Here is a 19,294-nt window from a genome sequence, read left to right on the forward strand (position 1 = left end):
CGCTGATCATATGTGGGAGCTGGCTTGCCAGCTCCCACAAGATCCGCGGCGATCTCAGGTAATGGGTGCCGGGTTGAACAAGGTGATGTCGTTATGCAGCTTGTGATGCTCAGCCCACGTTTGCTTCTTGCCGCTGGCCACGTCCAGATAGAAGTGAAACAACTCCCAACCCAGCTCCTCGATGCTCGCCCGCCCAGTTGCAATACGCCCAGCGTCGATATCGATCAGGTCCGGCCAGCGCTGTGCCAACTCCGTACGCGTCGACACCTTCACCACCGGCGCCATCGCCAGCCCGTAAGGCGTGCCACGCCCTGTGGTGAACACATGCAGGTTCATCCCCGCCGCCAACTGCAAGGTGCCGCAAACAAAGTCACTGGCCGGCGTCGCGCAAAAAATCAGGCCCTTGCCCTTGAAGCGCTCGCCCGGACCCAGCACGCCATTGATCGCGCTACTGCCGGATTTGACGATCGAACCCAGGGACTTTTCGACAATATTCGACAACCCGCCCTTCTTGTTGCCCGGCGTGGTATTGGCACTGCGATCGGCCTCGCCCTTGGCCAGGTAGCGGTCGTACCAGTCCATTTCCCGGACCAGTTCCTCGGCGACTTCCTTGCTCTCGGCGCGCGAAGTCAGCAGGTAGATGGCATCGCGGACTTCAGTCACTTCGGAAAACATCACCGTCGCCCCGGCCCGCAGCAACAAATCCGAGGCATAACCCAGCGCCGGGTTGGCGGTGATCCCGGAAAACGCATCGCTGCCACCGCACTGCATGCCCAGGATCAGTTCCGAGGCTGGCACGGTTTCGCGGCGGCGTTGATCGAGTTTCTTCAAGCGCGTCTCAGCCAGGGCCATGATCTGCTCGATCATTTCGGTAAAGCCATGGCTGGAATCCTGGAGCCGATACAACCACGGCTCGCTCAAATCGACCGAGCTGTCGTTGTCGTGCATCACCTGCCCGGCCTGCAATTTCTCACAGCCCAGGCTGATCACCAGGGCTTCGCCCCCCAGGTTCGGGTTGCGGGCCAGGTTACGCACGGTGCGGATCGGGATGTAGGCATCCGTCGCGGTAATGGCCACGCCACACCCGTAACTGTGGGTCAGCGCCACCACGTCATCGACATGGGGGTACTTGGGCAGCAACTCGTCCTTGATGCGCTTGACCGCATGGTCCAGTACCCCGGTAACGCACTGCACCGTGGTGGTGATACCGAGGATATTGCGCGTACCGACGGTGCCGTCGGCGTTGCGATACCCTTCGAAGGTGAAACCCTCCAACGGTGCCTGGGTTTCAGGCACCTCGGTGGACAGTGGCAGGCTGTCCAACGGTGGCGCGGTGGGCATGCGCAGTTGATCTTCCTGGACCCAACTGCCACGGGGAATCGGCGCCAAGGCGTAACCGATGGTCTGGCCGTAGCGAATAATCTGACCGCCCTCGGGAATATCTTCCAGGGTCACCTTGTGGCTCTGGGGGATGAAATCCACGGTCACCAGGCCGTCCGGGAACTCGGTCCCGGCCGGTACGCCCTGGTCATTGACCACGATCACCACGTTGTCGCGCTCGTGCAAACGGATGGAGCGCGGCGAGTCGGCATGTTCAATCAACTGCATTACATCGCCCCTCAGGAATGCGCTTGGGAAAGATTGGTCAGCTCAGGGCCCTTGCTCGGCGGCTCCTTGAGCACTACGCGCTTGATCGGGCCGACGATGACCAGGTAACTGAACACCGCCACCAGCGCGTTGGCGCCGACAAACACCAGGGCCCATTTGAACGACCCAGTGGTGCTGATGATGTAGCCGATGACAATCGGCGTGGTGATCGACGCGAGGTTACCGAAGGTGTTGAACAAGCCGCCACTAAGGCCGGCGATCTGTTTCGGCGAGGTGTCGGACACCACCGCCCAACCCAGTGCGCCAACGCCTTTGCCAAAGAAGGCCAACGCCATGAAGCCCACCACCATCCATTCAATATCCACGTAGTTGCACGCCACGATGCTGCTGGAGATCAGCAGGCCACCAATGATCGGCGCCTTGCGGGCGAAGGTCAGGGAATGGCCCTTGCGCAGCAGGTAGTCGGAAATCACCCCACCCAGCACACCACCGATAAACCCGCAGATCGCCGGCAACGAGGCGATGAAACCGGCCTTGAGGATAGTCATGCCACGGTCCTGCACCAGGTACACCGGGAACCAGGTCAGGAAGAAATACGTGATGCCGTTGATGCAGTACTGGCCCAGGTACACACCGAGCATCATGCGATTGGTCAGCAACTGACGAATGTAATCCCACTTCGGCCCGTCGGTTTTCTTACCTTTGCCCTTGTCCTGATCCATATCGACCATCGCGCCATTGGCGGCGATGTGATTGAACTCGGCTTCGTTGATCAGCGGATGCTGGCGCGGGCTGTGGATAACTTTCAGCCAGATCAGCGAGAACAGGATGCCAATCACCCCCATCACGATAAACACGTGCTGCCAACCGAAGCTGTAGACGATCCAGCCCATCAACGGCGCGAACAACACCGTGGCGAAATACTGCGCCGAGTTGAAAATCGCCGAGGCCGTGCCGCGCTCCGCTGTAGGAAACCACGCCGCCACAATACGGGCGTTTCCGGGGAACGACGGCGCTTCGGCCAGGCCCACCATAAAGCGCAGCATAAACAGCGCGACCACGGCGGTGGAGACACCGAACTCACCCACATAGCCTTGCAGCACAGTGAACAGTGACCAGGTGAAGATGCTCAGGGCATAGACTTTTTTCGAGCCGAACCGGTCCAGCAGCCAGCCGCCAGGAATTTGCCCGGCCACGTAGGCCCAACCGAATGCAGAGAAGATGTAACCGAGGGTGACCGCGTCGATGCCGAGGTCTTTTTGCAGGCTGGAGCCTGCGATAGCGATGGTGGCCCGGTCGGCGTAGTTGATCGTGGTCACCAGAAAAAGCATGAGCAATATCAAATAGCGGACGTGGGTCGGCTTGGTCGCTTGCATGTAGAAGTACTCCCACTAATTATTTTTTTTGCGGGTAATGGTCTGGTTGTCTCTGAGGACCGCTTTTATGTGGGAGCCGGGCTTGCCCGCGATACAGGCACCTGGGTGTGCCAGGCACACACCGGTGATGCTATCGCAGGCAAGCCAGCTCCCACAGGAACCGGTGCCAACAGGTAGTGCGTGTTACGAACCGATGTAGCTGGTTTTTACGACGGTGTAGAACTCTTGCGCATAGCGACCTTGCTCACGCGAACCATAGGATGAGCCCTTACGGCCACCGAATGGAACGTGATAGTCCACACCGGCGGTCGGCAGGTTGACCATCACCATTCCGGCCTGGGAATGACGCTTGAAGTGGTTGGCGTACTTGAGCGAGGTGGTGGCGATACCCGCCGACAGGCCGAACTCGGTGTCGTTGGCCATGGCCAGCGCCGCCTCGTAATCGGCTACGCGCACCACGTTGGCCACCGGGCCGAAAATCTCTTCACGGCTGATGCGCATCGCGGCTTCGCTGTCGGCAAACAGCGTCGGCGCGAGGAAGTAACCCTCGGTGTCGCACGTCACCAGGCCGCCACCGCTGACCAGCCGCGCGCCTTCGCTTTGGCCGATGTCGATGTACTTCAAGTCCTGGTCCAACTGGGCCTGGGAAACCACCGGGCCGATGTCGGTCCCGCTTTTGAGGGCGTGGCCGACTTTGATCGACTTCATGCGTTCAGCCATGGCCGCGACGAACTGGTCGTGGATACCGGCGGTGACGATCAGGCGACTGGAGGCCGTGCAGCGTTGGCCGGTGGAGTAGAACGCGCTTTGCACCGCCAACTCGACGGCCTGCTTGAGGTCAGCGTCGTCGAGAATGATCTGCGGATTCTTGCCGCCCATTTCCAACTGCACCTTGGCCTGGCGCGACACACAACTGACCGCGATCTGGCGTCCGACACCCACGGAGCCGGTAAAGCTGATGCCATCGACTTTCGGGCTGTTGACCAATACATCACCGACCACACGCCCGCTGCCCATCACCAGGTTGAACACGCCGGCGGGGAAACCGGCGCGGGAGATGATGTCCGCCAGGGCCCAGGCACAACCCGGCACCAATTCAGCGGGCTTGATCACTACGCAGTTGCCGTAGGCCAGGGCCGGGGCGATTTTCCACGCAGGGATGGCGATCGGGAAGTTCCACGGGGTGATCAGGCCGACTACGCCGAGGGCTTCGCGGGTCACTTCAACATTGACGCCCGGGCGCACCGACGGCACGTAGTCACCGGACAAACGCAGGCATTCACCGGCGAAGAATTTGAAGATGTTGCCGGCACGGGTCACCTCGCCAATGGCTTCGGGCAGGGTCTTGCCCTCTTCACGGGCCAGCAGCGTGCCGAGTTCTTCGCGGCGGGCGAGGATTTCACTGCCGACTTTATCCAGGGCATCGTGGCGCGCCTGAATCCCCGAGGTGGACCAGGCCGGAAAGGCGGCCCGTGCCGCATCGATGGCGGCGTTGACTTGGCTGACATCGGCCTTGGCGTATTCGCCAATCACATCGGACAAGTCCGACGGGTTGAGGTTGACGCAATAGTCGGCACCGGCCACCCATTGGCCGTTGATGTAGTTTTCAAAACGCTGGGCTTGGGACACAAATCTTCTCCTGACGCAAAAGGCCGCTGATCTCTCAGCGGCCTTGTAGATAAGTTATTGCGCGCCTTGCTTGTCGATCAGCGCGGCCAGGGCTTCATATTCTTCCGGCAACAGGTCGGTCAGCGGGGTGCGCACCGGGCCTGCGTCGTAGCCGGCGATCCTGGCGCCGGCCTTGACGATGCTCACGGCATACCCGGCCTTGCGGTTACGGATGTCCAGGTAAGGCAGGAAGAAGTCGTCGATGATCTTGGAGACCGTGGCGTGATCGTCCTTGGCAATCGCGTGGTAGAAGTCCATCGCGGTTTTCGGGATGAAGTTGAACACCGCCGAGGAGTACACCGGCACGCCCAGAGCCTTGTAGGCAGCGGCGTAAACCTCTGCAGTCGGCAAGCCGCCGAGGTAACTGAAACGATCACCGAGGCGACGGCGGATCGAGACCATCAACTCAATGTCGCCCAGGCCGTCTTTGTAGCCGATCAGGTTCGGGCAGCGTTCGGCCAGGCGTTCCAGCAGTGGTGCGGTCAGGCGGCAGACGTTGCGGTTGTACACCACCACGCCGATTTTTACCGATTTGCACACGGCTTCAACGTGGGCGGCAACCCCGTCCTGGCTGGCTTCGGTGAGGTAGTGCGGCAGCAGCAACAGGCCTTTGGCGCCGAGACGTTCGGCTTCTTGGGCGTACTCGATGGCCTGGCGGGTCGAACCGCCGACACCGGCAAGAATCGGCACGCTGGTGGCGCAGGTATCAACCGCGGTCTTCACCACTTGGGAATATTCGCTGGCGGCGAGGGAAAAAAACTCACCGGTGCCGCCGGCAGCGAAAAGCGCCGTGGCGCCGTAAGGGGCCAGCCATTCCAGACGTTTGATGTAACCCGCCTGGTGGAAATCACCCTGGGCGTTGAAATCGGTCACGGGAAAAGACAGCAGGCCGTGGGAGAGGATGGACTTCAGTTCTTGTGGATTCATTATTCGAACACCCTGGGCAAAGACTTTCTGGCGAAAGGTTGTTGTTGGTTTTGATGATGTCGTACGTCATCGTACAACTATAAAAAGATTCGTCAACTGCAATTCGTCGACGTTGATCCACGAGTGAGTGGTCTGCATCTGCGCTTGACGTAGGAAAGTATTCCTCTATGCTTGCAACAACTGTATATGCATACAGTTATTAAGGAAGATTCCTACGACATAGCAAGGAGCTAACATGTCAGGTCTTGAACTCGCAGCACCCGTAAAAAACCCTCCTGTCCTGCGCTTCGAAGGCGGTGAACACACTGCCATCGGCGACGATACCCTGTTGCGTTTCGCTAAGGACGCTGCGGCCATCCCAGCCCGACAAGTGCAGTTGCACCTGCCCAACGGGCTGGCACTGACCTACGGCCAGGTGATTGCGTTGGGCGGTGATTTCTATGGCATCCCCGGCCAGCCCATCAGCGATGGCGCCTCCCCTGCCGAACGCGTGCAACGCTTCACGGCCGCGTTTAACTCGCTGGCGGTATTGCCGGCCTCGCGAGAGGAAGCAGGCAAGATCCTCGCGGTGATGCAAAAGGAGATCAATGCGGTCAACCAGGCGATCAGGGACGGCAAGCAAGCCCATGAAGCCTACGACGCACTCGGTGATACGTTGTCCGAAGAGTGGAACCGCATCACCGGCGGCGGCAGCGTGGTTTCGGCCCTGGTGCCATTGGGGCGTTATTTGAAGCTGGCGGCCGACAATGCCGACCACTTCGGCGAGTGGGCGTTGTCGGCGTATCTGGCAGGGCACACGGCGGCCTTGCAGCAGGCGGTGGTGGCGCATCAGACCGGTACCGACCAGGCACTGGAACTGGCCTACGCCATGAACAGTTTTGCCGATCACTTTTTGACCGACCTGTTTTCCGCCGGGCACTTGCGCGTTCCACGCAAACAGCTGGCGGCCGTGGTCACGCCGGGTGAGCTGGGTTCGCTGATCAGCCGCTTTATGCACGACGAAGACAGCAAGTTCGGGCTCAAAGTGCGCAATGCGCTGGGGGATCAATGGCACGCGTATGGGGACAAACGCTACTTCGACGCCATCGATGCGGACAATCGGACGCAGGTCAAACGTGCGGTGCAGGCCTCAGCCGATGAAGTCTTCGAAACGTTTATCAGCGGCGTGGCGCCCTCCCCGGCCAATTTCAAGGCGCCGTTGTATGTGCCCGACTTGAACGCCGTACAGAACCCGGCGAACAACTTTTCGCCACTGTTCAAGATGGAGGGAGACAAGGTGCTGCGCCGCAAGGACGTGAATGACCTGAACGACAAGCACTGGACGGATGATTGGTGGGGGTGGAGTACGTATCTGTTGCTCAAGGACTACAAGCCCAACCAACCGGCCAGTTAAGTAAACACGCCATCCGAGACACTGGAGATCAAAATGTGGGAGCGGGCTTGCTCGCGAAGGCGGTGTGTCAGTCTGCACATGCATTAACTTAAAGGACGCATTCGCGAGCAAGCCCGCTCCCACACTTGGATTGCTTTACACCCGGCACAACTCGGTTGCCTGCTTTAACCGCGCTGCGCTTCTGCCTCTTCGTGGGCATGGCGCAGTCGCTCACGGCTGTTGGTCAGGTGCAGGCGCATCGCCGCACGTGCCGCATCCGAATCCTTACGGGCAATCGCCTCGTAGATCTCTTCGTGCTCACGACTCAGGCGCCCCATGTAGTGCTGCTGGTCATCATGGGCCAGGCGTGCCGAATTCAGCCGCGTGCGCGGAATAATGCTGGTGCCCAGATGGGTCATGATGTCGGTGAAGTAGCGGTTGCCGGTGGACAGGGCAATTTCCAAATGGAAAGCGAAGTCGGAGGCCACCGCGTCGCCGGCGTGGGCCGCGCTTTCATTCAGGGCATCGAGGGCTGCGCGCATGGTCGCCAGTTGCTCGTCGGTGCGGCGCAGGGCGGCCAGGCCGGCAGACTCGACTTCCAGGCTGATCCGCAGCTCGAGGATCGCCAGCACATCACGCAGGGTAACGACGGTGGCCGGGTCGATACGGAAACCGCTAGGGCTTGGGGTATCCAGCACAAAGGTGCCAATCCCGTGGCGGGTTTCGACTTGTCCGGCGGCCTGCAAGCGCGAGATCGCTTCACGCACCACGGTGCGACTGACGCCATGGGCTTCCATGATCGCCGACTCGGTGGGCAGCTTGTCGCCACGCTTGAGTTCGCCGTCGCGGATCTGCTCGGACAACACCGTGACCAATTCCTGGGCAAGGCTGCGGCGCTTGCGGGGGAGACGCGGGGCGGTGTTGGCGTTTTCCATGATGAATCATCTTTCTCGGTGAGCTTGAGGGAGCATCATAGCCCATGGCGGTTGTACGATCACCGTCCAGGCACGACTTTCATCTATATCCCGAGCGCAAAAAAATGCCCCGGCACAGGCCGAGGCATCCTTCATGGCTGGCCCGAAGGCGGCAGCCGTTTACTTCACCACTTTCAAGCTCGGCCGACCGCTTGGACGCGGTGGCTCGGTATCCGGTGGCAGATCATCGCCGTCTTCGCTGTCGATCGATTCGTCATCCTCGAAAGGCGACTCCAGATCAAACACCATGCCTTGGCCATTTTCCCGGGCATAGATGCCGAGGATGGCGCCAATCGGCACGAACAGCGTATGCGGCACACCGCCGAAACGCCCTTCGAAGCTCACCGCCTCGTTGTCCATGTGCAGGTGGCGCACGGCACTGGGCGATACGTTCAGCACAATCTGTCCGTCACTGGCAAAACCCTGCGGAACCTGAACCGCAGGAAATTCGGAATTGACCAGCATGTGCGGGGTGCAATCGTTGTCCACAATCCACTCATAGAGCGCGCGGACCAAGTAGGGTCGACTGGAGTTCATCAGCGGCTCCTTAAGCCTTAGCGCATGTCGCGTTCGACACCAGACAGACTCGCCTGGAAAGCCTCACGCGCAAACTGGCGCTCCATATAATCAAGCAGCGGCTTGGCCGGCCGCGGCAGTTCAATACCAAGAATCGGCAAACGCCAGAGTATCGGTAATAGGCAGCAATCGACCAAACTTTGTTCCTCACTGAGGAAAAAAGGTTTATCGGCGAACAACGGCGAAACGCCGGTCAGGCTTTCGCGCAATTCCTTACGCGCTTGCGTGCGAACAGCTTCTTTTGTGCGCGAATCCAGAATCACGTCCACCAGCCCGCACCAGTCACGCTGGATCCGATGGATCAGCAGGCGGCTGTTGGCACGTGCCACCGGATACACCGGCAGTAAAGGCGGATGCGGGTAACGCTCATCCAGGTATTCCATCACTACGGTCGACTCCCACAACGCCAGGTCACGATCGACCAGGGTGGGCAAGCTGCCGTACGGGTTCACTTCGATCAGTTTCGGCGGATGACGGCCCGCCTCCACACTGATGATCTCGGCGCTGACACCCTTCTCGGCGAGCACGATACGCACTCGGTGGGAATAGTGGTCGGCGGGGTCGGAGTAACAGGCCAACCGATTGGTCACGCCCATGGCGGTCCTCCTCGCTTGTTGAAATTATCGAAAGCTCAAAAACGAGCGCGCCCAGAGAGCATCTCTGTAACAACCTGTTCAACCGGGTCGCTACGTATTCAGAGATGCCGCTGGGCGCGCAAGATTAACAGCAATTGCTTACGGTTGGATCAATGCACATCCTTCCAGTATTCGCGTTTGAGCAGATAGGCGAATACGAAGAAGAAGGCCAGGTACAGCAACACATACGTACCGATGCGCTGGTGCTGCAGTTTGACCGGGTTGGCCGAGTAGGCCAGGAAGGTCACGAGGTTTTTTACTTTCTCGTCGAACTGCTCTTCATTCAGCGCTCCGGTCTTGGGCACGATGGTCAGCTGATCGCACGCTTCGTGAGTCAAAGGCGTGCCAGTCAACGGGTCATATTGCTTCTTGCCGTTTTCAACGACCTGAACCTGCTTGCATCCTACCACTTGGCGACCCTGCAGGCCGACCAGAACGTTCGGCATGCCGACGTTCGGGAAGACTTTGTTGTTCACGCCGTATGGGCGCGACGGGTCTTCATAGAACGACTTGAGGTAGCCGTAGAGCCAATCGGTGCCACGTACACGGGCGACCAGGGTCAGGTCGGGCGGTGCCGCACCGAACCACGTCTTGGCGTCAGCCGGCTGCATGCCGATGCTCATGTGGTCGCCGATCTTGGCGCCGCTGAACACCGCGTGACTGAGCATCACGTCATGGGGGATACCCAAGTCATCGGCGACACGCTCGTAACGCTGGAACTTGGCGCTGTGGCAGCCCATGCAGTAGTTGGTAAAGGTGCGCAGACCATCCTGCATGGCGGCCTTGTCGGACACGTCGATGTCGACCTTTTCCAGCTCAGGGCCACCGTGCTCGGCAGCGAAGGACAGCAGCGGCAGGGCCGCAAGCATCAATGCAACGAATAATTTTTTCATCAGCCAGTCACCCTTTCCGGAACCGGTTTGGTCTTCTCTAGCCGGGTATAGAACGGCATCAGAATGAAGTAGGCGAAATACAGGAAGGTGCAGACCTGCGACAGCAACGTACGCTCAGGGGTTGGCGCCAACACGCCGAGGACACCCAGGATCACGAAGGCAATGCAGAACACCCACAGCCAGATTTTGCTCAGCCAACCCTTGTAGCGCATGGACTTGACCGGGCTGCGGTCGAGCCAAGGCAACACGAACAGCACCGCGATGGCCGCGCCCATGGCGATCACGCCCATGAGTTTGTCGGGGATCGCACGCAAAATTGCGTAGAACGGCGTGAAGTACCAGACCGGGGCAATGTGCTCAGGGGTCTTGAAGGCGTTGGCCTGTTCGAAGTTAGGCTTCTCGAGGAAATAGCCGCCCATCTCCGGGAAGAAGAACACGATCGAGCAGAACACGAACAAGAACACCACTACGCCGACAATGTCTTTCACGGTGTAGTAAGGGTGGAACGGAATGCCATCCAGCGGGATGCCGTTCTCGTCCTTGTGCTTCTTGATGTCCACGCCGTCCGGGTTGTTCGAACCCACTTCGTGCAGTGCCAGGATGTGCAACACCACCAGGCCCAGGATCACGATCGGCAGGGCCACCACGTGCAAGGCGAAGAAGCGGTTCAGGGTAATCCCCGAGATCAGGTAGTCACCACGGATCCACTGGGTCAGGTCGTTGCCGATCACCGGGATCGCACCAAACAACGAGATGATCACCTGGGCGCCCCAGTACGACATCTGGCCCCAAGGCAGCAGGTAGCCCATGAAGGCTTCCGCCATCAGCGCCAGGTAGATCAGCATGCCGAACACCCATACCAGTTCGCGAGGCTTCTGGTACGAGCCGTAGAGCAAGCCGCGGAACATGTGCAGGTAGACGACGATAAAGAACGCCGACGCGCCGGTGGAGTGCAGCAGGCGCAGGATCGAGCCGTACTCGACGTCACGCATGATGTATTCGACGGAGGCGAACGCTTCTTCAGCCGACGGCGTGTAGCTCATCGTCAGCCAGACCCCGGTGACGATCTGGTTGACCAACACCAGCAGCGCCAGGGAACCGAAGAAGTAGAAGAAGTTGAAGTTCTTTGGTGCGTAATATTTGCTGAGATGGTCTTCCCACATTTTAGTGGCGGGGAAGCGCGCATCCACCCAATCCATGAACTTGCTCATCACGCGTTCTCCTTATCGAGGCCAATGACAATGAGGTCGTCAGTTTCGTAAGTATGCGGAGGCACGGGCAGGTTCAAAGGCGCGGGCTGAGACTTGTAGACGCGACCGGCGAGGTCGTAGTGCGAGCCGTGGCAGGGGCAGAAATAACCGCCAACCCAGTCTTTGCCCAGGTCGACCGGGGCGACTTCCGGGCGGAACGTCGGCGAGCATCCAAGGTGAGTACAAAGACCGACCAGCAGCAGAATCTCTGGCTTGATCGAACGCGCTTCGTTTTTGGCGTAGGCGGGTTGGTCGGACTTCTCGGATTTAGGGTCAGACAACTGGCCTTCGATCTTCTTGAGATTGCCCAGGATTTCCTCAGTACGACGAACAATGAAGACCGGCTGGCCGCGCCACTCAGCAATCATCTGCTGACCTGGTTCGATCTTGCTGATATTCACCTTCACCGGTGCACCTGCGGCTTTCGCCTTGGCACTGGGAAACCATGACCCCACGAACGGGACCGCAGCCCCCACCGCTCCTGCAGCACCCACCACGGATGTGGCTGCTACCAAGAAGCGACGCCGGCCTGCATTCACGCCGTCATTGCTCATTCAGTCCTCTCCCATCAGCTTTTTGGCCTGTTAAATCAGGCGTCTACTAAGTGTTGAATCTTTGCTTATAAAAATTTTGCCGAATGGTAATGAAAAGCCCCACGTATGACAAGGGAATTGCCCGGGGCTCAGCCTCCAGGCCCTGTAGTATAGGGGGTCTACGGATGTGGCAAGTTGTCACGCACAAATTTGTGCATAAATCGCAGGCAATAAAAAACGCCCAGCTCCGTAAGGAGGCTGGGCGCTTTTGTGGAACGTAAAGCGAATTAACGCTTCGAGTACTGCGGACGCTTACGCGCTTTACGCAGACCGACTTTCTTACGTTCAACTTCACGAGCATCGCGAGTCACGAAGCCAGCTTTGCGCAGAGCGCCACGCAGGGTTTCGTCGTACTGCATCAGAGCGCGAGTGATACCGTGGCGGATTGCGCCAGCTTGACCACTTACACCGCCACCGATAACGGTGACGTAGATGTCGAACTTTTCAACGGTCTCGGTCAGTTCCAGCGGCTGACGAACTACCATGCGGGCAGTTTCGCGGCCGAAGAAGTTGTCCAGGGAGCGGTTGTTGATCGAGATGTTACCAGTGCCCGGACGCAGGAAAACGCGTGCGGTTGCGGTTTTGCGACGGCCAGTGCCGTAATTTTGAGTCGCCGACATAATGAACTATTCCGTTAAAACTTCAGTTCTTGGGGCTGCTGAGCAGCATGAGGGTGTACAGCGCCCGCATAGACTTTCAGCTTGCGAAACATATCGCGACCCAGTGGGCCCTTGGGCAGCATGCCTTTTACCGCGATTTCGATCGGGGCTTCAGGCTTCTTGGAGATCAGGCCTGCGAAGTTCGAAGACTTGATGCCACCTGGGAAACCGGAGTGACGGTAGTACATTTTGTCTTGAGCTTTGTTGCCGGTAACACGTACCTGCTCAGCGTTGATGATTACGATGTAGTCACCGGTATCAACGTGAGGGGTGTATTCAGGCTTGTGCTTGCCACGCAGACGGCTAGCGACTTCAGTGGCCAGACGACCCAGAGTCTGACCAGCGGCATCGACGACAAACCAGTCGCGCTCAACTGTTTCCGGTTTTGCAGTATAAGTAGACATTCTTTAATAGCCTCAGGGGCCGCCCTGTAAATTTAGACGGCGGATCTTACTGAATAGTGCGTACTTTGACAAGTCAAAGGCAGCCGGATACAGACGCTATCGGGGGCTCGGGTCGGCGCGTCCGTTCAACGGCAAGATTCTTCGGCAGGCGGCGCATCACTTCCACTGCAGAAAGAGGTGGGCAATTATGCAGATTGCGAAAAAAAATTCAACCTGCTTTTATGATTGTTTTCCCTGAAGGAGCACCCGATGGATTATCGACAGCTGGGCCGTACGGATCTGAACGTGAGCGCGATAGCCTTGGGCACCATGACCTGGGGCGAGCAGAACAGCGAAGCAGAGGCCTTCGCCCAGATCGAACGGGCCAAGGCCGCGGGGATCAACTTCCTCGACACGGCGGAAATGTACCCGGTGCCGCCCAAGGCCGACACCTATGCCACCACCGAGCGCTACATCGGTAATTACTTCAAAAGCCGTGGCGATCGTGCCGACTGGATCCTAGCCAGCAAGATCGCCGGCCCCGGCAACACCATCGACTACATCCGCGACGGCCACCTGCGCCACAACCGCAAGCACATCGCCGCCGCCCTGGACGCCAGCCTCAAGCGCTTGCAGACCGACTGGATCGACCTCTACCAACTGCACTGGCCGGAACGCAGCACCAACTTCTTCGGCCAACTGAGCTACAAGCACAAGGACGAAGACGACCTCACCCCGCTGGAGGAAACCCTCGAAGCGCTGGACGAACAGGTCAAGGCCGGCAAGATCCGCCACATCGGCCTGTCCAACGAAACCCCGTGGGGCACCATGAAATTCCTCGCCCTGGCCGAAGCCCGTGGCTGGAGCCGTGCGGTATCGATCCAGAACCCCTACAACCTGCTCAACCGCAGCTTTGAAGTGGGCCTGGCGGAAGTCGCGATTCGCGAGCAATGCGGCCTGCTGGCCTACTCGCCCCTGGCGTTCGGCATGCTCAGTGGCAAATACGAAAATGGCGCACGCCCGGCCAAGGCGCGGCTGACCGAATACAGCCGCTTCAGCCGCTACTTCAACCCGCAGTCGGAAGCGGCGTGCAGCCGTTATGTAGCGCTGGCCCGGGAACATGGTCTGGACCCGGCGCAGATGGCGTTGGCATTTGTGACGCAGCAGCCGTTTGTGACCAGCAACATCATTGGCGCCACGTCGCTTCAGCAACTGGATAGCAACATTGCCAGTGCCGATCTGAAACTGTCCAAAGAGGTGCTGGAGGGGATTGAGGCGATTCAGAAGGATCATCCGAACCCTGCGCCTTGATTGATCTGTAGACCGCCATCACAGGCAAGCTCCTACATTTTGACGAGTGAACACCGCCAAATGTGGGAGCTGGCTTGCCTGCGATGAGGCCCTCAAACACGCCACATCACTCAAAGCGCCCGCGCAATGATCTCCTTCATGATCTCATTGGTCCCCGCATAAATCCGCTGCACCCGCGCATCCGCCCAGGCCCGCGCAATCGGGTATTCCCACATGAAGCCGTAGCCACCGTGCAACTGCACGCACTCATCGAGCACCTTGCATTGCAGGTCGGTGGCCCAATACTTGGCCATTGCGGCAGTCGGCACGTCCAGCTTGCCCTCCAGATGCAACGCTATGCACTTGTCGACAAACACGCGGCCGATCTGAATCTCGGTGGCCATTTCCGCCAGCTTGAAGCGAGTGTTCTGAAAATCCGCAATTGCCTTGCCAAACGCCTTGCGCTCGCGGGTGTATTCCAGGGTCCATTGCAGTGCCGCCTCGGCAGATGACACGGCGCCGATTGCCACCGTCAAACGCTCCTGAGGCAACTCCTGCATCAGATACGCGAACCCCGCACCGGCCTGGCCCAGCAGGTTCTCCCTGGGCACGCGCACGTCCTGGAAGAACAACTCCGAGGTGTCCTGGGCCTTCATGCCGACCTTCTCCAGGCGCTTGCCCTTGGCGAAGCCCGGTGTGTCGGCCTCCACCAGAAACAGGCTGGTGCCCTTGGCGCCCGCCTTGGGATCGGTCTTGGCCACCACGATCACCAACTCAGCCAGATAGCCGTTGGTGATAAAGGTCTTCGAACCGTTGATCACATATTCATCGCCATCCAGCACGGCGGTGGTCTTGACCCCTTGCAGGTCGGAACCGGCACCTGGCTCGGTCATCGCAATCGCCGTGACCATCTCACCGGAGATCAGTTTGGGCAGGTATTTGTGCTTCAACGCCTCGCTGCCGTAATGCAGGATGTACGGCGCGACAATGTCCGAATGCAGGGAAAAACCGATCCCGGTCAGCCCCAGCCGGGCAACCTCCTCGATCACCACCGCGCTGTACAGAAAGTCCGCACCCAACCCGCCGTATGCCTCCGGCAGGTGAGAACACAACATCCCCGCCTCCCCCGCCTTGCTCCACAAGGCTCGGTCGATATAGCCCTGCTTCTCCCATTGCCCATGGAACGGCACCGCGTCTTTTTCGAGGAAGGTGCGCACGCTCTCGCGAAAGAGTTCGTGCTCCGGGCTGTACAAGGTTCTGGGAATCATGGGTCACCTGCGAGGATTGTCGGACAAAGACGAGCCCACAGAGACTATGCCGCTAAGGCAGCACGGGACACTGGACACATGCGACAAAAAATAAGACGATCCAGCCGTCTGGTGACCACTTTCCCCTATAAGAATAAATGAAATTATGTCTAACCAAATCTCCACGCCCTTGCGGCGCGTCAGCATTTTGGCCATTGATCGGGTATTCGCTTCAACCCTCATGCAAGCCAAGGATTTCTTCCACCTCGCCAGCCTGCGTTACGGCAAGCAACAAGGCCTGGGCCTGATCCCGGCGTTCGAAACGCGCCTGGTCAGCCCCGACGGGCAGTCGGTGCGCAGCTTCAGTGATGTGATCATGCCGGTGGATGGCGGCCTGGAAGACGCCGACATCATCGTGCTCCCGGCCTTCTGGGACGACTTCGACGCCCTCTGCAGCCGCTACCCGCAAGTGCTGCCGTGGCTGCGCGCGCAACACGCACGCGGCGCCGTGCTCTGCGGCGAAGCCACCGGGGTGTTCTGGCTGGCCGAAGCCGGCTTGCTCGATGGCAAGGAGGCAACCACCTATTGGCGCTTTTTCAACGCCTTCAGCGAACGCTTCCCACGGGTACAACTCAACCAGGACAAGCACCTCACCGACGCCGACAACCTGTACTGCGCCGGCGGCACCACCTCGGCGTGCGACCTCTACATCTACCTGATCGAACGCTTCTGCGGCGCCAACATCGCCCAGGCCGTAGCCCGCGACATTCTCTACGAAGTGCAACGCAACTATTCGCCGGGACGTATCGGTTTCGGTGGGCAGAAGCTGCACCAGGACGTGATCATCCTGCAGATCCAGCACTGGCTCGAAGAGCACTTCGCCGACAAGTTCCGCTTCGAAGACGTCGCCCGGGAACACGGCATGAGCATCCGCAACTTCATGCGCCGCTTCCAGACGGCGACGGGCGACAAACCATTGCACTATCTGCAACGCCTGCGCATCGAGACGGCCAAGGGACTGCTGTCAGGCAGTCGCAAGAGCATCAAGACCATCAGTTACGAGGTGGGTTACGACGATGCGAGCTTCTTTGCGCGGTTGTTCAGGCAGCACACGGAACTGTCGCCGAACCAATACCGCCAGCAGTTCCAGCAGGCGGCATAGGCAAGGCTGAACGCGGTAAAAAATGTGGGAGCGGGCTTGCTCGCGAATGCGGTGGGTCAGTCAACATCATCAGTGACTGACAGTCCGCGTTCGCGAGCAAGCCCGCTCCCACATTTGATCTATAGCGTTCTCAGGGCTTATGGCCGCGCGCCAGGAACTCGTGGGATTGCATTTCCAGCAAGCGACTCAGGGTCCGCTGGAATTCAAAGGTCAATCGACCGCCGGTGTACAGATCCTTCAACTCGACTTCCGCCGAGATGATCAGCTTCACGTTACGGTCGTAGAACTCATCGACCATGTTGATAAACCGCCGCGCGATGTCGTCGGTGGTCACGCTCATCTGCTCCACACCGCTCAAGATCACCGCATGGAAGATCTTGCCCAGCTCGATGTAGTCGTTCTGGCTGCGCGGGCCGTCGCACAGGGCGCGGAAGTCGAACCACGCCACGTCATCGCAAGTACGCAACGCGATGATTTCGCGGTTTTCGATGATCAACTTGTCGTTTTCCACCGCCTGGGTGCATTCCGGCGTCAGGGCGCGAAAGCTCTTTTTCAGGCTTTCGTGCGCCGCTTCGTTGAGCGGAAAGTGGAACAGTTCCGCTTGCTCAAGGTGACGCAGGCGGTAGTCGACGCCACTGTCGACGTTGACGATTTCGGTGTTCTGCTTGATCAGCGCGATGGCCGGCAGGAAGCGCGCGCGTTGCAGGCCGTCCTTGTAAAGGCCGTCGGGCACGATGTTCGAGGTGGCGACCAGGGTCACGCCGTTCTTGAACAACTCTTCCATCAGGGTGCCAAGGATCATGGCATCGGTGATGTCGGAGACGAAGAACTCATCGAAGCAGATCACCCGCGCTTCGTCGGAGAAGCGCTTGGCAATGATGGTCAGCGGGTTTTTCTCGCCCGGCAGGGTCTTCATTTCTTCGTGCACGCGCTTCATGAAGCGGTGGAAGTGCGTCCGGACCTTTTCCTTGAACGGCAGCGCTTCGAAGAAGGTGTCCACCAGATAGGTCTTGCCGCGGCCGACGCCGCCCCAGAAATACAGGCCTTTGACTGGCGTGCGGTCTTTCTTGCCGAACAGCTTGCCGAGCATCCCTGGCTTGCTTTGCGAGGCCGCGACGAGATCGTCGTACAGGCGCTGCAAATGACGCACCGCCGTTTCCTGGGCTGCGTCATGGAAGAATTCAGGGCGTTTCAGATCAGCTTGGTATCGTTCTAGGGGCGTCATAATTTCGTTAGCAAGGCAACAAAAACGGGCCGTCACTGTAACGACGGCCCTGATTAATGGCAATCTTCAGTCAGTTCAAACTATCAGTGAATTTCAGGCGATTGATTGATTGTTTGGCCTTTTCGAGAGCTACCTTGCACTCATAGGGGCTTGGGTATTTCGGGCTTTTTGCAACGATCTCCCCATTCACATAAAGGAGAAACTGGTGAACGTCGGTCTTAAGGTCGACGTGATTCTCAAGCATCACCGCCTTGGTAACCATCCCAACATCTTTGCCATCCTTAAAAGCCCTCGATATAAGCAGTTCTTCCCCGTCCTCAGCTAAAAACCTGAACTTAAATCCATCGTTATCTTTGAAACTGACAAACCGCGCGATTTTGGAAGTTTTTTTCTTAACTGTTTTAACTACCTGCGACTGATTGACGAACGAACGCAGCCCTACAGCTTCACGCAGCTCAGCCAAAAACGGAGCAGCGACAGCACGAGCTTTCTTAGCGCCAATCAACAGCAAGTCTTCCATATCTGAAGGACGCGACATCAACTGATGATAGCGCTCGCGAGCTTCGCCCAACTGATCATCAAGCAGTATGAACAGAAGCTTCTTCGCATCGCCCCAACCTAAGCCACCAAGCAGTTTAAGACGCATATCCTCTGCTTCGTTCTTACTGGCAAACGCTTGATACAGAGTGAACAGGTGCGATTTGCTCGGATCTTTCGACTCGCCCGGCGCACGGGAGTCCGTGACGATCCGCGAGATCGCGTCCTTCATGTCCTTGGCGCTGGTGAACAACGGGATGGTGTTGTCGTAGCTCTTGGACATCTTGCGGCCATCCAGGCCCGGCAAGGTGGCGACGCTTTCTTCGATCAGCGCCTCGGGCATGGTGAAGAACTCCTTGCCCTTGCCGAACAGGTGGTTGAAGCGCTGGCCGATGTCACGGGCCATTTCCACGTGCTGGATCTGGTCGCGGCCGACCGGCACCTTGTGCGCGTTGAACATCAGGATGTCCGCCGCCATCAGCACCGGGTAGCTGTACAGGCCCATGGTGATGCCCGCATCCGGGTCTTCGCCGGCTTCCACGTTCTTGTCCACCGAGGCCTTGTACGCGTGGGCGCGGTTGAGCAGGCCCTTGGCGGCAACGCAGGTGAGCAGCCAGGTCAGCTCGGGGATTTCCGGGATGTCGGACTGGCGGTAGAAGGTCACCCGGTTCACATCCAGGCCACCGGCCAGCCAGGTCGCGGCGATTTCCATGCGCGAGCGCTGGATGCGCTGCGGGTCATCGCATTTGATCAAGGCGTGGTAGTCGGCCAGGAAGTAGAAGGAGTCGGCATTGGCATCCTGGCTGGCGAGGATCGCCGGGCGGATCGCACCGGCGTAGTTGCCCAGGTGCGGCGTGCCGGTGGTGGTGATGCCGGTGAGGATACGGGTACGAGTCGTCATGGGTAATCGCTTATCAGA

At 58.9% G+C, this 19,294-nt stretch carries 18 protein-coding genes; 3 read left to right on the forward strand and 15 right to left on the reverse strand.

Features of this window, described 5'->3' with window-relative positions; all coding sequences use genetic code 11:
• Positions 1-54: 54 nt before the first annotated feature.
• From garD to kdgD, 4 genes are all read right to left on the reverse strand, one after another.
• Positions 55-1,608, reverse strand: a complete 1,554-nt coding sequence (gene garD / locus IB241_RS06670) for a galactarate dehydratase (RefSeq protein ID WP_192297691.1) — start codon at positions 1,606-1,608, stop codon at positions 55-57.
• Between the two features lie 11 nt (positions 1,609-1,619).
• The gene (locus IB241_RS06675; RefSeq protein ID WP_192297692.1) at positions 1,620-2,984 is read right to left on the reverse strand and encodes an MFS transporter; all 1,365 of its coding nucleotides are present in this window, start codon (positions 2,982-2,984) and stop codon (positions 1,620-1,622) included.
• 183 nt (positions 2,985-3,167) lie between these two features.
• Positions 3,168-4,613 carry an aldehyde dehydrogenase family protein gene (locus IB241_RS06680; RefSeq protein ID WP_192297693.1) on the reverse strand — a complete coding sequence of 482 codons (1,446 nt, stop codon included), beginning with the start codon at positions 4,611-4,613 and terminating at the stop codon, positions 3,168-3,170.
• Positions 4,614-4,667: 54 nt separating this feature from the next.
• The gene (gene kdgD, locus IB241_RS06685; protein WP_192297694.1) at positions 4,668-5,579 is read right to left on the reverse strand and encodes a 5-dehydro-4-deoxyglucarate dehydratase; all 912 of its coding nucleotides are present in this window, start codon (positions 5,577-5,579) and stop codon (positions 4,668-4,670) included.
• 235 nt (positions 5,580-5,814) lie between these two features.
• Here kdgD and IB241_RS06690 point away from each other — a divergent pair, with 235 nt between their 5' ends.
• Positions 5,815-6,972 carry a phospholipase gene (locus IB241_RS06690; protein WP_192297695.1) on the forward strand — a complete coding sequence of 386 codons (1,158 nt, stop codon included), beginning with the start codon at positions 5,815-5,817 and terminating at the stop codon, positions 6,970-6,972.
• Positions 6,973-7,136: 164 nt separating this feature from the next.
• Here IB241_RS06690 and IB241_RS06695 read toward each other — a convergent pair whose 3' ends face one another.
• The 8 genes from IB241_RS06695 to rplM all read right to left on the reverse strand — a co-directional run bounded on the left by IB241_RS06695 (position 7,137) and on the right by rplM (position 12,935).
• Entirely contained in the window at positions 7,137-7,886 is a 750-nt protein-coding gene (locus IB241_RS06695; protein WP_192297696.1) for a FadR/GntR family transcriptional regulator, read from the reverse strand.
• Between the two features lie 159 nt (positions 7,887-8,045).
• Positions 8,046-8,462 (reverse strand): ClpXP protease specificity-enhancing factor, encoded by a 417-nt coding sequence (locus IB241_RS06700; RefSeq protein WP_192297697.1) that lies wholly within the window; start codon positions 8,460-8,462, stop codon positions 8,046-8,048.
• A gap of 17 nt (positions 8,463-8,479) precedes the next feature.
• Positions 8,480-9,097: a glutathione S-transferase N-terminal domain-containing protein gene (locus IB241_RS06705; protein ID WP_192297698.1), complete on the reverse strand. Its 618-nt coding sequence runs from the start codon at positions 9,095-9,097 to the stop codon at positions 8,480-8,482.
• Between the two features lie 149 nt (positions 9,098-9,246).
• Positions 9,247-10,029 carry a cytochrome c1 gene (locus tag IB241_RS06710; protein ID WP_192297699.1) on the reverse strand — a complete coding sequence of 261 codons (783 nt, stop codon included), beginning with the start codon at positions 10,027-10,029 and terminating at the stop codon, positions 9,247-9,249.
• Positions 10,029-11,240 (reverse strand): cytochrome b, encoded by a 1,212-nt coding sequence (locus tag IB241_RS06715; RefSeq protein ID WP_003171746.1) that lies wholly within the window; start codon positions 11,238-11,240, stop codon positions 10,029-10,031. The genes IB241_RS06710 and IB241_RS06715 overlap by 1 nt, the downstream gene beginning before the upstream one ends.
• A complete protein-coding gene (gene petA / locus IB241_RS06720) occupies positions 11,240-11,833 on the reverse strand; it encodes a ubiquinol-cytochrome c reductase iron-sulfur subunit (RefSeq protein ID WP_027604843.1) in 594 nt (197 codons plus the stop codon). Before petA ends, IB241_RS06715 begins: the two co-directional genes overlap by 1 nt.
• Before the next feature lie 266 nt (positions 11,834-12,099).
• Positions 12,100-12,492, reverse strand: coding sequence for a 30S ribosomal protein S9 (gene rpsI, locus IB241_RS06725; protein WP_002555064.1), 393 nt, complete (start codon positions 12,490-12,492; stop codon positions 12,100-12,102).
• 14 nt (positions 12,493-12,506) lie between these two features.
• Entirely contained in the window at positions 12,507-12,935 is a 429-nt protein-coding gene (rplM, locus tag IB241_RS06730) for a 50S ribosomal protein L13 (protein ID WP_192297700.1), read from the reverse strand.
• A gap of 249 nt (positions 12,936-13,184) precedes the next feature.
• Here rplM and IB241_RS06735 point away from each other — a divergent pair, with 249 nt between their 5' ends.
• On the forward strand, positions 13,185-14,225 hold the full coding sequence (locus tag IB241_RS06735) for an NADP(H)-dependent aldo-keto reductase (protein WP_192297701.1): 1,041 nt from the start codon (positions 13,185-13,187) through the stop codon (positions 14,223-14,225).
• Between the two features lie 110 nt (positions 14,226-14,335).
• Here IB241_RS06735 and IB241_RS06740 read toward each other — a convergent pair whose 3' ends face one another.
• Positions 14,336-15,472 carry an acyl-CoA dehydrogenase family protein gene (locus IB241_RS06740; protein ID WP_192297702.1) on the reverse strand — a complete coding sequence of 379 codons (1,137 nt, stop codon included), beginning with the start codon at positions 15,470-15,472 and terminating at the stop codon, positions 14,336-14,338.
• Positions 15,473-15,692: 220 nt separating this feature from the next.
• Between IB241_RS06740 and IB241_RS06745 the strand changes: the two genes are divergently transcribed.
• A complete protein-coding gene (locus IB241_RS06745; protein WP_192297837.1) occupies positions 15,693-16,613 on the forward strand; it encodes a GlxA family transcriptional regulator in 921 nt (306 codons plus the stop codon).
• 130 nt (positions 16,614-16,743) lie between these two features.
• Here the strand turns inward: IB241_RS06745 and zapE are convergent, their stop codons facing one another.
• Entirely contained in the window at positions 16,744-17,838 is a 1,095-nt protein-coding gene (zapE, locus tag IB241_RS06750) for a cell division protein ZapE (protein ID WP_192297703.1), read from the reverse strand.
• A 70-nt stretch (positions 17,839-17,908) separates the two neighbouring features.
• Positions 17,909-19,276, reverse strand: a complete 1,368-nt coding sequence (locus IB241_RS06755; protein WP_192297704.1) for a tryptophan--tRNA ligase — start codon at positions 19,274-19,276, stop codon at positions 17,909-17,911.
• Between the last annotated feature and the right edge of the window lie 18 nt (positions 19,277-19,294).

The sequence above is a fragment of the Pseudomonas sp. PDM05 genome (assembly GCF_014851685.1).
In the GTDB taxonomy this organism is placed as follows: Bacteria; Pseudomonadota; Gammaproteobacteria; order Pseudomonadales; family Pseudomonadaceae; genus Aquipseudomonas.

What these genes read in the sequence shown, in the direction of transcription:
- garD (WP_192297691.1), bottom strand. Translation starts at nt 1,608, where the DNA reads ATGCAGTTGATTGAACATGCCGACTCGCCGCGCTCCATCCGTTTGCAC.
- IB241_RS06675 (WP_192297692.1), bottom strand. Translation starts at nt 2,984, where the DNA reads ATGCAAGCGACCAAGCCGACCCACGTCCGCTATTTGATATTGCTCATG.
- kdgD (WP_192297694.1), bottom strand. Translation starts at nt 5,579, where the DNA reads ATGAATCCACAAGAACTGAAGTCCATCCTCTCCCACGGCCTGCTGTCT.
- IB241_RS06690 (WP_192297695.1), top strand. Translation starts at nt 5,815, where the DNA reads ATGTCAGGTCTTGAACTCGCAGCACCCGTAAAAAACCCTCCTGTCCTG.
- IB241_RS06695 (WP_192297696.1), bottom strand. Translation starts at nt 7,886, where the DNA reads ATGGAAAACGCCAACACCGCCCCGCGTCTCCCCCGCAAGCGCCGCAGC.
- IB241_RS06700 (WP_192297697.1), bottom strand. Translation starts at nt 8,462, where the DNA reads ATGAACTCCAGTCGACCCTACTTGGTCCGCGCGCTCTATGAGTGGATT.
- IB241_RS06705 (WP_192297698.1), bottom strand. Translation starts at nt 9,097, where the DNA reads ATGGGCGTGACCAATCGGTTGGCCTGTTACTCCGACCCCGCCGACCAC.
- IB241_RS06710 (WP_192297699.1), bottom strand. Translation starts at nt 10,029, where the DNA reads ATGAAAAAATTATTCGTTGCATTGATGCTTGCGGCCCTGCCGCTGCTG.
- IB241_RS06715 (WP_003171746.1), bottom strand. Translation starts at nt 11,240, where the DNA reads ATGAGCAAGTTCATGGATTGGGTGGATGCGCGCTTCCCCGCCACTAAA.
- petA (WP_027604843.1), bottom strand. Translation starts at nt 11,833, where the DNA reads ATGAGCAATGACGGCGTGAATGCAGGCCGGCGTCGCTTCTTGGTAGCA.
- rpsI (WP_002555064.1), bottom strand. Translation starts at nt 12,492, where the DNA reads ATGTCGGCGACTCAAAATTACGGCACTGGCCGTCGCAAAACCGCAACC.
- rplM (WP_192297700.1), bottom strand. Translation starts at nt 12,935, where the DNA reads ATGTCTACTTATACTGCAAAACCGGAAACAGTTGAGCGCGACTGGTTT.
- IB241_RS06735 (WP_192297701.1), top strand. Translation starts at nt 13,185, where the DNA reads ATGGATTATCGACAGCTGGGCCGTACGGATCTGAACGTGAGCGCGATA.
- IB241_RS06740 (WP_192297702.1), bottom strand. Translation starts at nt 15,472, where the DNA reads ATGATTCCCAGAACCTTGTACAGCCCGGAGCACGAACTCTTTCGCGAG.
- IB241_RS06745 (WP_192297837.1), top strand. Translation starts at nt 15,693, where the DNA reads ATGCAAGCCAAGGATTTCTTCCACCTCGCCAGCCTGCGTTACGGCAAG.
- zapE (WP_192297703.1), bottom strand. Translation starts at nt 17,838, where the DNA reads ATGACGCCCCTAGAACGATACCAAGCTGATCTGAAACGCCCTGAATTC.
- IB241_RS06755 (WP_192297704.1), bottom strand. Translation starts at nt 19,276, where the DNA reads ATGACGACTCGTACCCGTATCCTCACCGGCATCACCACCACCGGCACG.